The sequence below is a fragment of the Inquilinus sp. 2KB_23 genome (genome assembly GCF_052115705.1).
Lineage (GTDB): Bacteria > Pseudomonadota > Alphaproteobacteria > DSM-16000 > Inquilinaceae > Inquilinus > Inquilinus ginsengisoli_A.
The window spans coordinates 1-13,474 of record NZ_JBFRHF010000019.1; the positions used below are offsets into that span (position 1 = coordinate 1).

A 13,474-nucleotide genomic window follows, 5' to 3' on the forward strand; every position below is an offset into this window, starting at 1 on the left:
CTTGTGATTGTCTGCGGGCGTTCGCCGGTGGGACGAAGAGGCCCCTTCAACTCATCAAGCGTGGCCAGGGAAGCGGAAAGACGACCCGGATGACGACGGGCGTCGAGCCCGATTGCGAGGCGGTCTGTCTTTCCGCGCCCCGGTCCGGGTGGCCACCCGGACCGGGGCATCCCGCTCTCGCGGAATGATCCTTTCTACCCTCTTTCCAACAGACAATTGCGAGGAGGCGAAGCCGACGAAGCAATCCATCGGGCCGCATGAGCGGCCCGATGGATTGCTTCACTACGCTCGCAATGACGGTGTTGGGAATTCCGAAAGGTCCCGCCACGCAGGAGCGGCGACGCGAAAGGCTGCCCGACGGCGAAGCGGGCGATGGTGCCCCCGCGCCGGCCCTTCCCACCCCATTTCCACAAAATCTGCGCGATTTTTAATCCTCAATTGACGCCAACGAAGCGTCATTTAATCTGCTGGCTCGCCGCATCGGAACCAGCCAGCCTGTGGGATATTGGTGAAGAGGCGGCACCGCCTCCCCATCCCGCCCGGGCCGAACAGAGAAGGCACAGCGTCATGACCACCCGTCCGTTCAAGCGCATCCTCCAAACGGCCGCACTGGGCGCCGCGATCGGCGCCGGGCTGCTGGGCGCGTCCGGCGCCATGGCGGCCGATGCGGTCCGCGTCGGCTCGAAGATCGACACCGAGGGCCGGCTGCTGGGCAGCATCATCCTGCAGGTGCTGGACGCCAACGGCATCGCCACCGAGAACAAGCTGCAGCTGGGCACCACCAAGATCGTGCGCAGCGCCCTGCTGGCCGGCGAGATCGACGTCTATCCGGAATACACCGGCAACGGCGCCTTCTTCTTCAACATCGACACCGATCCGGCCTGGAAGAACGGCGCCGCCGGCTACGACAAGGTCAAGCAGCTGGACGAGGCCCAGAACAAGATCATCTGGCTGACCCCGTCGCCGGCCAACAACACCTGGGCCCTGGCGGTGCGCCAGGAGGTGGCCGACAGCAACAAGCTGAAGACGCTCGAGGATTTCTCCAAATGGGTGAATGGCGGCGGCGGGGTCAAGCTGGCCGCCTCGGCCGAATTCGTCGAAAGCCCGGCGGCCCTACCGTCGTTCCAGTCGACCTACGGCTTCAAGCTGAAGCAGGACCAGATCGTCACCCTGGCCGGCGGCGACACCGCCGCGACCATCCGCGCCGCGGCGGAGCAGACCTCCGGCGTCAACACCGCCATGGTGTACGGCACCGACGGCGCCATCTCCTCGGTGGGCCTGGTGGTGCTGGACGACAGCAAGGGCGCCCAGATCGTCTATGAGCCGGCGGCGACCATCCGCGCCGACAGCCTGGCCAAGAACCCGAAGATCAAGGACGCGCTGGCCCCGGTCTTCGCCTCGCTCGACCTCAAGACCCTGCAGGAGCTGAACGGCAAGATCGCCGTCGATGGCGAGGACCCGCAGGCGGTGGCTGCGGAGTACCTGAAGTCCAAGGGCTTCGTGAAGTAAGACGGTCCGGGACGGAAAGGCCGGTGCCCACCACGCCAGCTCCTTCCCTAGTCCCCCCTCCCCTCGTGGGAGGGGGCCAGGGGGAGGGGGTTCGCGCCGTCACGCCATCGTCGGCCGGCTCGGGCTGCGGCAACCCCCTCCCCCTATCCCCCTCCCGCAGGGGGAGGGGGGACTCGAACAGCAGCGGCCCCTCAGGATGGGGACCGCCATGACCGTCATCCGCAACCGGGTGCTGCTGGTGCTGGGCGTGGTCGCGCTGGCCGGGGTGCTGGCGCTGCCGCTGCTGACCAACGCCCCCAACCGCCTCTTGTCCGGCCGGCCGATCGCCGCGCTGGACCTCGCCGGGCCCTGGGGGCCGCTGGTGGTCGCCGCCGCAGCGCTGCTGCTGGCCGGCGCCCTGGTGCCGCCGCGTCGCGCGGCGCTGGTGGCGCAGATGCTGATCGGCATCGGCATCGCCATCGGCCTGCTGTGGCTGGCCGGCGCCCAGGCCGATCTGCTGGCCGTCGGCGCCCGTTCCTCCGCCCGCACCTCGCTCGGCGCCGGCTTCTGGCTGCTGGCGCTGACCGCCCTGCTGGCCGCAGCCGATGCCAGCCGCCGGCTGAGGCTGCCGCCGCTCGCCCGGCTCGGCCCCGCTTTGCTGCTGGCCCTGCCGGTGGCGGCGCTGATCGCCGGCGGCGCGCTGGACCAGCTGTCGCTGATGAAAGAATACGTGCAGCAGCACGGCGTGTTCGGCCCGCAGGTGCTGCGCCACCTGGTGCTGGTCGGCATGGCGCTGCTGCCGACACTGTTGATCGGCATCCCGCTGGGCATCACCGCCCACCGTTCGGATGCCGCCCGCGCGCCGATCTTCTCGATCCTCGGCATCATCCAGACGGTGCCGTCGATCGCCCTGTTCGGCCTGCTGATCGCCCCCCTGTCGGCGCTGTCCGCCGCCCTGCCGTGGCTGGGCATCAGCGGCGTCGGCACCGCCCCGGCGGTGATCGCGCTGTGCCTGTATTCGCTGCTGCCGATCGCCCGCAACACCACGGCCGGGCTGGACCAGGTCGATGCCGGAGTGATCGACGCCGCCCGCGGCATCGGCATGACCAGGCGGCAGATCTTCCGCAAGGTCGAGGCGCCGCTGGCCCTGCCGGTGTTCCTGTCGGGCCTGCGCATCACCCTGATCCAGTCGATCGGCCTGGCCGCGGTGGCGGCGCTGATCGGCGCCGGCGGGCTGGGCGCCATCATGTTCCAGGGGCTGTTCGCCAACGCCCTCGACCTCGTCCTGCTCGGCGCCCTGCCGATCATCCTGATGGCGGTGCTGGTCGATGCGCTGTTCCGCATCCTGGTCGCCGCCCTGCAGACACCGTCTTCGCCGGGGAGAGCCGCGTGATCGAGTTCGACCATGTCAGCAAGATCTTCGACAGCTACGCCGCGGTCGAGGACCTGACCCTGACCATCCCGAAGGGTGCGTTCTGCGCCCTGATCGGGTCCTCCGGCTCGGGCAAGTCGACCAGCCTGAAGATGATCAACCGGCTGATCCCGCACACCAGCGGCACCATCCGGGTCAATGGCGAGGACGTGACCCAGATCCCGGTCGAGACCCTGCGCCGGCGCATGGGCTACGCCATCCAGTCGATCGGCCTGTTCCCGCACTGGACCGTGGCCCGCAACATTGCCGCAGTGCCGGCCCTGCTGGGCTGGCCGAAGCAGAAGGTCGACGACCGGGTGCGGGCGCTGCTCGACCTGCTGCAGCTCGACCCCCGCTTCGCCGAGAAGTACCCGCACCAGCTGTCCGGCGGGCAGCAGCAGCGGGTCGGCGTCGCCCGCGCCCTGGCGGCCGACCCCGAGGTGCTGCTGATGGACGAGCCGTTCGGCGCGCTGGACCCGATCACCCGCGACACGCTGCAGGCCGAGATGGCGCGGATCCACCGCGAGACCGGCAAGACCATCGTCTTCGTCACCCATGACATGGACGAGGCGCTGCGGCTGGCCAGCCAGATCGCCATCCTCGACCATGGCCGGCTGATCCAGCTGGGCACCCCGCGCGAGATCCTGAGCGCGCCGGCCAACGACTTCGTGCGCGACTTCATCGGCCGCGACGATTTGGGCCTGAAGTTGCTGTCGATCGAGACCGTGGCCCAGCGGGTCCATCCCGGCGAGACCGCCGAGGGCGCGCCGATCGCCGCCGAGGCGTCGCTGCGCACCGCCCTGTCGATCCTGGTGGCGCGCGGCGCGGAGCGGGCGCCGGTGACCGCGGCCGATGGCCAGCCGCTGGGCGCGCTGCATCTCGACGACCTGGTGCGGAAGTGACCCTGGCCGCCCCGCCTGCCGCCCTGGCGCCGCCGCGGCCGGGCTGGCGGCCCTGGCGCGACCCGCTGCTGTGGCTCGCCCTCGGCTTCGCCGTGCTGGTGTTCGGCCTGCCCTGGGCCAAGCCGATCTTCGCCGCCTGGTTCCCGCAGCTCGAGCGCCCGCTCTACGAGGCCGACAGCTTCCCGGCGCTGGTGGTGGCCCACGTCGTGCTGGTCGGGGCGTCGAGCGCCATCGCCATCGTGGTCGCCGTGGCCGCCGGCATCTTCGTCACCCGCCCGGCCGGCGCCGAGTTCCGCGGCCTGGTCGAGACCGTGACCACCATGGGCCAGACCTTCCCGCCGGTGGCAGTGCTGGCGATCGCGGTGCCGCTGCTGGGCTTCGGCGCCTGGCCGGCGCTGATCGCGCTGTCGCTGTACGGGCTGCTGCCGGTGCTGGAGAACACCATCGCCGGGCTGGAGCAGGTGTCGCCCGCGGCGCTCGAGGCGGCCGAGGGCATGGGCATGGGCGCGACCCGGCGGCTGGTCTCGGTCGAGCTGCCGCTGGCGGCGCCCGTGATCATGGCCGGCATCCGCACCTCGGTCACCATCAACATCGGCACCGCCGCCATCGCCTCGACCGTCGGCGCCCGCACCCTGGGCACGCCGATCATCGTCGGGCTGAACGGCAACAACCTGGCCTATGTCATCCAGGGCGCGCTGGTGGTCGGCACCCTGGCGGTGCTGGTCGACCTCGCCCTCGGCCGCCTGACCCAGGCGCTGCAAAGCTGGAAACGGGCCTGAGACGGTCTGGCCACGAGGCGGCAGTTACGGCCGTAGCCCATCTTCAAATCCCTGACATCGTTCGGCAATCCGCGCGCCCCTAGGGTGCAGCATCGGCTCTCGCCCCAGGCTCCGGCCCGCCGGCGAGGGCGGCTGCAGAGGATCCCGCCGATGAAAGTCCTGATCTCCGCACCGCCCTTCGTTGGGCATCTGAACCCGGTGCTGGCCATCGGCCGCATCCTGATGGCCCGCGGCCATGAGGTGGTGGTGACGACCGGCAGCTTCCTGCGCGACACCGTCGAGGCCAGCGGGGCGTCCTTCGTGCCGCTGCTGCCCGGCGCCGATTTCGATTCCCGCGACATGTTCGCCGTGCACCCCGGCCACCGGGCGATCCCGCCCGGGCCGCGCCTGGTCGAGGCCCAGGTCGGCGACTTCCTGATCGAGCCGCTGCCGCAGCAGGTGGCGGGGCTGCGGCAGATTTTGGCGGAGTTCCCGGCCGACATCATCGTCTCCGACGCCATGTTCCACGGCACCATCCCGCTGCTGCTCGGCCCCGGCCCGCGGCCGGCGATCCTCTACAGCTGCCCGCATTTCCTGTTCACCGAGCGCGACGACGGGGCACCGCACGGCCCGGGCCTGCCGCCGGCCGAGACCGATGCGCAGCGCGACGAGTACCGCGCCATCCGCGCCGCGGTTGACGCCGCCTGCCTGGACCCGCTGAAGGCCCGGCTCGACCGCCGGCTGGCGGAGCAGGGCATCGCCGCGACCACCCTGCCCTATTTCGACACGGTGGTCAGCGTGCCGGACGTGTTCCTGCAGACCACGGTGCCCGGCTTCGAATATCCCCGCCGCACCCTGCCGCCGAATGTGCGCTTCATCGGCACGCTGCCGCTGTCGCCCTCCCGCGCCCCGGACCCGGACTGGATCGGCGACCTCGACGGCTCGCGCCGCGTGGTGCTGGTGACCCAGGGGACGCTGGCCAATTACGACCTCGGCCAGCTGATCGGCCCGACCCTGGCCGGGCTGGCCAACGAGCCGGATGTGCTGGTGCTGGCGACCACGGGCGGCGCGCCGGTGTCGTCGATCCCCGGGCCGATCCCGGCCAATGCCCGCACCGCCACCTTCCTGCCGTTCGACCGGCTGCTGCCGCGGGTCGACGTGATCGTGACCAATGGCGGCTACGGCACCGTCAACCTGGCGCTGAAGGCGGGGATTCCCCTGGTGGGGGCCGGCATGACCGAGGACAAGACCGAGATCAATGCCCGCATCGCCTGGTCCGGCGCCGGCATCAACCTCGCCACCAACACTCCGACGCCGGAGGCGCTGCGGGACGCGGTGCGCACGGTGCTGGACGGGCCCCGCCACCGCGACCACGCCCGGCGCCTGGCCGCGGAGTTCGCCCGCATCGACACCGAGGCGGAGGTGCTGCGGCTGGTCGAGGGCAGCGTGCGCATCGTCCGCCCGCGCGCCCGCAGATCGGCGGCTTAAGCCAGCGCCGGCACCCGGCTGCGCCGCTCCATGGCGTAGGACAGCACGGCGACGCCGAGCCCCACCACCGCCACCGCGGCGCCGATATAGGGCAGCTGGCCATAAGGCATGCCGGCGGCGATCGCGGCGCCGCCCAGCGAGGCGCCGCCGGCATTGCCGAGGTTGAAGGCGCCCTGGTTCAGGGTCGAGGCCAGGTTCGGCGCCTCATGCGCCTGGTCGACCACCCGGGTCTGCAGCGGCGCGCCGAGGCTGAACTGGACCACGCCCCACAGCACCATGGCGGCCACCGCCGGCACCATCATCGGCGCAGCCAGGCCGAACACGGTGCAGATCACGGCCAGCGCCGCGAAGCTGGCCATGACAGCCGGCATCAGCCTCCAGTCGGCCAGCCGGCCGCCGAACAGGTTGCCGACGGTGATGCCGACGCCGAACAGCAGCAGCGCGGTGGTGACGCCCTGCGGCGTGAGGCCGGAGACGGTCTCCAGGATCGGGGTGATGTAGGTGAAGATGCTGAACAGGCTGACCGAGGACAGGATGCTGAGCGCCATGGCCAGCAGCACCTGCGGCTTGCGCAGCACCGAGAACTCGCTGAGCAGGCTGCCCGGCGGCGCCTCGCGGTCGCGCGGCAGCACGGCGGCGATGGCGATGGCAGCGGCGATGCCGATCGGCACGATGGCGCCGAAGGTGGCGCGCCAGCCGGCGGCATGGCCCAGCCAGGTGCCGAACGGCACGCCCAGCACATTGGCCAGGGTGAGGCCGGAGAACATCAGCGCGATGGCGCGCGACCGCTGGTGCCGCGGCACCAGGTTGGCGGCGACGACGGCGCCGATGCCGAAGAAGGCACCGTGGCACAGCGCGGTCAGCACCCGCGCCGCCATCAGGGTCCAGTAGCTCGGCGCCAGGGCACAGAGCAGGTTGCCGAGGATGAACACGCCCATCAGCCCGATCAGCGTGAGCTTGCGCGGCAGCTTCGCGGTGAGGATGGCGACGATCGGCGCGCCGATGGTAACGCTGAGCGCATAGCCCGAGACCAGCATGCCGGCCGCCGGGATCGAGACGCCGAGGTCGCGCGCCACGTCGGGCAGCAGCCCCATGATGACGAATTCGGTGGTGCCGATGCCGAACGCGGCAACGGCCAGGGCAAAGAGCGGCAGCGGCATGGAGGCGGAATCCGGGTGACGGGATACCGCCTCAGGATGCGCGCTGAGGATGCCGAATTGTCATACGAATGCTGCAATGCAGCATTCGGGAAATGCGGGGGGAACGAGACCGCTCACCCCGCCTGTCGTTCAGAACCCCAGGAAGGTGAAGTCGGACGCCTGTAGCTGGGATGCAGAGGTGATCCCTGTCATGTTGATCGTGAGGTCTGAGACGCCGTCACCATTCTGATCCACAAACAGTTGTCCGGCGGCGAACCGGACTTCGCTACTGCCCTCGGCCGTGAATGCCCCACCTCCGAGGTAGGAGGTGCTCCCGCTCCACACGAAGGCAAGCTTGTCGCCCTGGGCATGGCTGAAATCCACCACAGTGTCCCCGTTTCCGTCCCGGAGGTCGAAGAGGTCGGCCCCCGTACCGCCAATCAGAATGTCGGCACCGCCGCGCCCCGTGAGTGTGTCATCGCCGGCTGCACCGCGGAGGGTGTTGGCCGCATCGTTTCCGACGATCAGGTTGTTCTGCGCGCTGCCCACAGCGTTGATCGCCAGGTTTCCCGTCAGCACCAGGGTCTCGATATTGTCACCTAGGGTAAAGCTTGCGGCGGAATAGACTTCGTCATTTCCACCGCCCCCGAGTTCGACCACCCGATCGCCCGACGAGTCGACCTCATAGTGATCGTTGCCGCTTCCACCGGTCATGCGATCGTTTCCGGTCCCGCCGTCGAACCAGTGCTCCGCGGTGCCGGTTCCACTTAGCACATCGTCACCGCCCTGGCCGTAGAACCCTCCTCTGTCTGCAGTGGAAATGACCACGTCATTGCCCGCGCCGCCTTTGACAGTGGTGGTGAACATGGCGCTCCCACCCGGGAGGATGAGGATGTTGCCGCTATCGGACAGCTGGAACTGGCTGACCACCACCGAAATCGCATCGGACAGGTTCACGACTCCGCCATTCGCGATGGAAATCGTAAACATGGAATCCAGGCTCTTGAACACATCGAGCTGGGCCGACGTCAGGGTCGCGCTCTGAAAATTCAGCCCAAGAACCTCGATGCCGGACAGCGAGACCTGCGTAAAATCCACTGGGCCGGAAGCGTCGAGGGGCCCGAAGCTGAACGGCACGTATAGTTCATCCCAACCGGCACCGCCGATGTACGATTCACCGGCCACAATATCCCCGGGCTTCACGTTGATCGTATCGTCGCCCGCACCGCCATTCAGGATGTTCAATCCCGCATTTCCGAAGATCTGGTTATCAAGGGCATTGCCCGTACCGTTGATATTGCCGGAGCCGGTGAGGATCAGGGTCTTGACGTAATCCGGCAGAGTGTAGCTGACGGATGCCCTGATGGTGCCGCTGGCAAAGCCGCTGTTTTCGTGAATGACCACATCGCCGACGGAATCCACGACATAGGTGTCGGCACCGATCAGCGTGTCATCCCCGGCCCCGCCGTCGAGATAGGTGCCGCCCCGCATGACATTGTTCAGCGCATTGCCGATTCCGCGCACATACTGCGTCAGCGTCAGATTTTCGAGTTCGGCGCCGAGAGTATAGTCGTAACCGACGATCACCTCGTCGATACCGCCCCCCGCAGCCTCGACGATGATATCGCCCGGGGCGACCAGATCGTAGACATCATCGCCGGCGCCGCCAGCCATTATGTCATTTCCGACCCCGCCGACCAGACGATCCGCACCGGCCTCGCCGCGCAGGACGTCATCTCCCTCGTCACCGTAAAGGGTGTCGTTGCCGTCCCCGCCGAAAAGCGAGTCCTTGCCGGCATTGCCGCTGAGCTGGTCGTCTCCGCCGGCACCGATGAGCACATCATTGCCGCCTTCGCCGCTCAGGAGATTGGCCGCGACATTGCCGACAATAGTGTTGTCCAGCGCGTTGCCCGAACCGTTGGTGTCGGCGTTGCCCATCAGGTTCAGTTCCTCGACATTGGCGCCGAGTTGATAGCCGCCCGAAGCCCGCACCCGGTCATAGCCCTCGCCAGCACGCTCGACCACCACGTCATCGTACGAATTCACGTCGTAGACATCGTTGCCGGCACCTCCGATCAGCAGGTCATTGCCAGCACCACCGTTCAGCACATTGGCCCCGCCCGTACCAACGATGGTGTTGTCGAGCGCATTGCCGAAGCCGTTGAGGTCCGCCGTCCCGGTCAGCATCAGGGTCTCGATGTTGGCGTCGAGGGCGTAGCTGGCCGAGGACCGCACCCGGTCGTCGCCCTCGCCCGCCGCCTCCACCACCCGGTCCCGGGTCGAATCCACTTCGTAGACGTCGTTGCCGCCGCCCCCGATCAGCACGTCGTCGCCGGCACCGCCGGCCAGGGTGTTGGCCCCGGCGTTGCCAACGATGGTGTTGTCCAGGGCGTTGCCGATGCCGAACAGGTCCGCCGTCCCGGTCAGGATCAGGATCTCGATGTTGGCACCGAGATGGTGGCTGACCGAGGCCCGCACCCGGTCTATGCCCTCGCCGGGCAACTCGGCCGCGACATCGCCGGTGGAATCGACGTCATAGGTGTCGTCGCCCGCCCCGCCGACCATGCCGTCGTCGCCAGGGCCGCCATAGATCACGTCGTTCCCGGCCATGCCGTAGAGCCGGTCATTGCCCTCCAGCCCGAGGATCTGGTCCGCCTCGGCGCCGCCCAAAATCCGGTCGGCCGCCGCCGTGCCTCTGAATATCGCCATGATGCCCCCCTTCCCCATTCGTGGCGCGCCCGGCCGATGTTCCCTCGGCCATTCGGCGCCTGATTCAACCTAGTCCGCGCTCCGCAACCCCCGACACGACGCGTTCGAGGAAATTCACATCGGGTCGCAGCCCATCTCTCAGGCTGGCCGCCCGGGAGGCTCATGCGCCTACGCGACCTCGGCTTCAGGAGAACACGAAATCCGAGGCCTGAAGGTAATAGTTCCCGGTAACGTTGACGGTGATTTCGGCAGTGCCATCGCCATCGGTGTCGACGAACACCTGTCCGCCCGCGAACCGTGCCTCGCTGTGCCCCCCGGCAGTGAATGCCGACCCTCCGATATAGGCAAAAGTGCCATGTTGTAAGCCATGGAAAACTAGCTTGTCTCCCTCAGATCTGTTGAAATCGGTTATGGTATCCAGCCCGTCAGAGGTGCTAACAAATAGAAACCAGTCAGTACCGCTGTCGCCCGTGAGACGATCGGCACCGCCACTTCCACAAAGAATGTTATTGCGAGAGTTGCCAACTATATCGTTGTCCAATGCATTTCCGGTCCCTCTGATATTCTCATAGCCTTCCAGACTTAAATTTTCAACGTTATCTGTGAGTTTATAATTGACGTAGGAATGAACGAGATCGATTCCCTCGCCAGCCAACTCCTTCACTAGATCACCTGTCGACTCCACATCATATTGATCGTCACCGGCCCCGCCGAGCATGATGTCGTTTCCGCTTTCACCGCGGAGTATATCGCGGCCGGCATTTCCAATCAGGGTGTCGTTTCCGGCGCCGCCATGCATCCAATCAAATCCAGAATTTCCGACAATAATATTATCCAAGCTATTTCCAGTTAGCAAAGTGATTACCATATTGTCGATCAACATTAGATTTTCTTCATTGTCTCCCAGCTCGTAGTCTCCTGTACAGCGAATCCAGTCGACTCCCCCATTGGCCGTCTCGATCACACGATCCTGGCTGGAATCGACGATATAGATGTCGTCCCCGGCACCGCCGATCAGCGTGTCGTCGCCGGCACCGCCATTCAGCACGTTCGCCCCGGCATTGCCGGTGATGGCGTTGGCCAGATCGTTGCCGACCCCGTTGATGTCGGCAATGCCGATCAGGATCAAGGTCTCGATATTGGCGCCGAGACGGTAGCTGACCGACGCCTGCACTTGGTCGACGCCTTCACCGGCCGCTTCGACGACCCTGTCGCCGACCGAGTCTACCGTGTAGACGTCGTTCCCGGAGCCGCCGGTCAGCACATCATCGCCGGCGCCGCCATCCAGCGCGTTCGCCCTGGCATTGCCGATGATGGTGTTGTCCAGCGCGTTGCCGGTACCGCTGAGGTTGGCGAAGCCCGTCAGTGTCAGCGCCTCGACATTGGCGCCTAGGACATGGCTGACCGAGGTGAAAACCCGGTCAGCCCCGCCACCCGCGGCCTCGACAACCTGATCGTTGGCCGAATCGAGGTAGTAGGTGTCGTTGCCCGCCCCTCCGATCAGCACATCATCCCCGGCGCCGCCATCCAGCGCATTGGCGCCGGCGTTCCCGAAGATCGTGTTGTCCTGAGCGTTGCCGATGCCGCCGATGTTGCCGACGCCCATCAGCATCAGGATTTCGACGTTGCCTGCCAGCGCATAGCTGACCCAGGCGCGAACCAGATCCGTCCCCTGCCCTCCGGCCTCGACCACCTGGTCGCCGGCGGAATCCACCAAGTAGATGTCATCGCCGCCGCCGCCGATCAGAACATCCGCACCGGCCCCACCGTCGAGCAGGTTCGCCCCGGCATTCCCGACGATCCGATTGGCCAGCCCATTGCCGGTCCCATTGATGCCGGCCGTGCCGCCCAGGTCCAGTTCCTCGACATTGGCGCCCAAGATAAAGCTGACCGAGGCCCGCACCCGGTCGTGACCCTCGCCGGCGCGCTCTACCGCCTGGTCACCGGCCGAATCCACATCGTAGACATCGTTCCCGGCGCCCCCGATCAGCACATCGTCGCCAGCAGCGCCGGCCAGGGTGTTGGCCCCGGCATTCCCAACGATGGTGTTGTCCAGCGCGTTGCCGGCGCCGACAAGGTCTGCCGAGCCGGTCAGGATCAGGATCTCGATGTTCGCACCGAGATGGTGGCTGACCGAGGCCCGCACCCGGTCGATGCCCTCGTTGGGCAGTTCGGCCGCGACATCGCCGGTGGAATCGACGTCATAGGTGTCGTCGCCCGCGCCGCCGACCATGGCGTCGTCGCCGGCGCCCCCATACAGCACGTCATTCCCGGCCATGCCGTAGAGCCGGTCATTGCCCTCCAGCCCGAGGATCTGGTCCGCCTCGGCGCCGCCCAAAATCCGGTCGGCCGCCGCCGTGCCCCTGAACACCGCCATGATTTCCCCCTTCTGGTCACGATGCCCCGGCCGATGTTGTCCCAGCCTGCGGCATTCGTTCCCATCATCTTAGCCATCGTCCGATCACGCTCGGCAATGCGGATTCGGCGCATTCGCGCGAAATTCACACGGTCTCTCCGACCCCGCACCCCCGCCCGTGCTAGGCTCGCGCGCTGTCGATCGCTGCCCCGAGACCGCCATGGCCCGCCGCCTTCCCCCGCTCGTCGCGCTCCGCGCCTTCGAGGCCGTCGGCCGCCTCGGCAGCGTGCGCGCCGCCGGGGAGGAGCTGGCGGTCAGCCACACCGTGGTGTCGCGCCATGTCCGCAACCTGGAGCAGCGCATCGGCGCCCGGCTGCTGCGCCCCGCCGGCCGCGGCCTGGCCCTGACGCCCGAGGGCACGCGCTTCCTGGTCCAGGTCGCCCAGGCGCTGGACCTGATCGAGCGCGCCACCGCCGAGCTGTCCGCGGCCCGGCGCCGGACCCTGACCATCTGGTGCGCCCCCGGCGTCGCCTCGCGCCGGGTGCTGCCGCGGCTGCCGGAGCTTGAGGCCCGCCTGCCGGAGCAGGAAATCACCCTGCTGCCGACCCTGACCCGGCCGGATTTTTCCCGCGCCGGGCTAGGGCCCGACGGGGCCGATGCGGAGATCATCTATCTCGAGCGGGCCGAACCGGCCGACGGGGTGCGCGCCGAGCTCTTGTCCAGCCCGCGCGTCTTCCCGGTGGCCAGCGCCGCCTTCCGCGCCCGCTATCCTGAAGTGGCGGCGCCGGCCGACCTGCTGCACCTGCCGCTGATCCACGAGGAATCCACCGAGCAGTGGGAGCGCTGGCTGTGCCGGGCCGGAGTGGCCGAGGTGCCGCCGCTGCGGGGGCCGCGGCTGTGGCACGCCCATCTGGCGATCGAGGCGGCGCGGCTGGGCCAGGGCGTGGCCCTGGCCAATGCGGTGCTGGCCGGCGAGGATGTCGCGACCGGGGCGCTGGTCGAGGTCGTGCCCTCCGACATCCGCCTCGGCGGCTATCATTTCCTGGCCGCGGCGGCGCGCTGGGACGATGCCGATCTGGTGCTGCTGCGGCAGTGGCTGCGCGAGCTGTTCGCCACGCCGGCCGCAAATGGTGCCTAAAAGACACCGGATGGGTTCAAACTAGGCGATTGTGCAGCGGCCCTGCCGCACCGACTCTGTATGGGACCGCCCGATCCCGGGACGC

The 13,474-nt window shown here is 67.9% G+C and carries 9 protein-coding genes; 6 read left to right on the top strand and 3 right to left on the bottom strand.

All coding sequences use genetic code 11. From position 1 onward, the window contains the following. The first annotated feature begins 567 nt into the window (after positions 1 to 567). The 5 genes from osmF (at position 568) to AB4112_RS22870 (ending at position 6,047) form a co-directional block, all read left to right on the top strand. Positions 568 to 1,509 carry a glycine betaine ABC transporter substrate-binding protein OsmF gene (osmF, locus tag AB4112_RS22850; RefSeq protein ID WP_309794078.1) on the top strand — a complete coding sequence of 314 codons (942 nt, stop codon included), beginning with the start codon at positions 568 to 570 and terminating at the stop codon, positions 1,507 to 1,509. A 208-nt stretch (positions 1,510 to 1,717) separates the two neighbouring features. Then, positions 1,718 to 2,881 (top strand): ABC transporter permease, encoded by a 1,164-nt coding sequence (locus AB4112_RS22855; protein WP_309794076.1) that lies wholly within the window; start codon positions 1,718 to 1,720, stop codon positions 2,879 to 2,881. Next, a complete protein-coding gene (locus tag AB4112_RS22860) occupies positions 2,878 to 3,801 on the top strand; it encodes an ABC transporter ATP-binding protein (protein WP_309794075.1) in 924 nt (307 codons plus the stop codon). The genes AB4112_RS22855 and AB4112_RS22860 overlap by 4 nt, the downstream gene beginning before the upstream one ends. After that, positions 3,798 to 4,580 carry an ABC transporter permease gene (locus AB4112_RS22865; RefSeq protein WP_309794073.1) on the top strand — a complete coding sequence of 261 codons (783 nt, stop codon included), beginning with the start codon at positions 3,798 to 3,800 and terminating at the stop codon, positions 4,578 to 4,580. Before AB4112_RS22860 ends, AB4112_RS22865 begins: the two co-directional genes overlap by 4 nt. Before the next feature lie 150 nt (positions 4,581 to 4,730). Further along, positions 4,731 to 6,047 (top strand): glycosyltransferase, encoded by a 1,317-nt coding sequence (locus tag AB4112_RS22870; RefSeq protein WP_441723227.1) that lies wholly within the window; start codon positions 4,731 to 4,733, stop codon positions 6,045 to 6,047. Here the strand turns inward: AB4112_RS22870 and AB4112_RS22875 are convergent. From AB4112_RS22875 to AB4112_RS22885, 3 genes are all read right to left on the bottom strand, one after another. Next, positions 6,044 to 7,207 (bottom strand): MFS transporter, encoded by a 1,164-nt coding sequence (locus tag AB4112_RS22875; protein ID WP_441723229.1) that lies wholly within the window; start codon positions 7,205 to 7,207, stop codon positions 6,044 to 6,046. The two genes, AB4112_RS22870 and AB4112_RS22875, sit on opposite strands and share 4 nt — an antisense overlap. 129 nt (positions 7,208 to 7,336) lie before the next feature. Next, complete coding sequence (locus AB4112_RS22880) at positions 7,337 to 9,895, bottom strand: calcium-binding protein (RefSeq protein ID WP_441723231.1); 2,559 nt, start codon at positions 9,893 to 9,895, stop codon at positions 7,337 to 7,339. 184 nt (positions 9,896 to 10,079) lie between these two features. Then, positions 10,080 to 12,272 (bottom strand): calcium-binding protein, encoded by a 2,193-nt coding sequence (locus AB4112_RS22885; protein ID WP_309794067.1) that lies wholly within the window; start codon positions 12,270 to 12,272, stop codon positions 10,080 to 10,082. Between the two features lie 199 nt (positions 12,273 to 12,471). Between AB4112_RS22885 and AB4112_RS22890 the strand changes: the two genes are divergently transcribed. Beyond that, entirely contained in the window at positions 12,472 to 13,389 is a 918-nt protein-coding gene (locus AB4112_RS22890; RefSeq protein WP_441723234.1) for a LysR family transcriptional regulator, read from the top strand. Positions 13,390 to 13,474: the final 85 nt, after the last annotated feature.

Coding starts and splice junctions, on each gene's coding strand:
- AB4112_RS22870 (WP_441723227.1), top strand. CDS start 4,731: ATGAAAGTCCTGATCTCCGCACCGCCCTTCGTTGGGCATCTGAACCCG.
- AB4112_RS22875 (WP_441723229.1), bottom strand. CDS start 7,207: ATGCCGCTGCCGCTCTTTGCCCTGGCCGTTGCCGCGTTCGGCATCGGC.
- AB4112_RS22855 (WP_309794076.1), top strand. CDS start 1,718: ATGACCGTCATCCGCAACCGGGTGCTGCTGGTGCTGGGCGTGGTCGCG.
- osmF (WP_309794078.1), top strand. CDS start 568: ATGACCACCCGTCCGTTCAAGCGCATCCTCCAAACGGCCGCACTGGGC.
- AB4112_RS22890 (WP_441723234.1), top strand. CDS start 12,472: ATGGCCCGCCGCCTTCCCCCGCTCGTCGCGCTCCGCGCCTTCGAGGCC.
- AB4112_RS22885 (WP_309794067.1), bottom strand. CDS start 12,272: ATGGCGGTGTTCAGGGGCACGGCGGCGGCCGACCGGATTTTGGGCGGC.
- AB4112_RS22880 (WP_441723231.1), bottom strand. CDS start 9,895: ATGGCGATATTCAGAGGCACGGCGGCGGCCGACCGGATTTTGGGCGGC.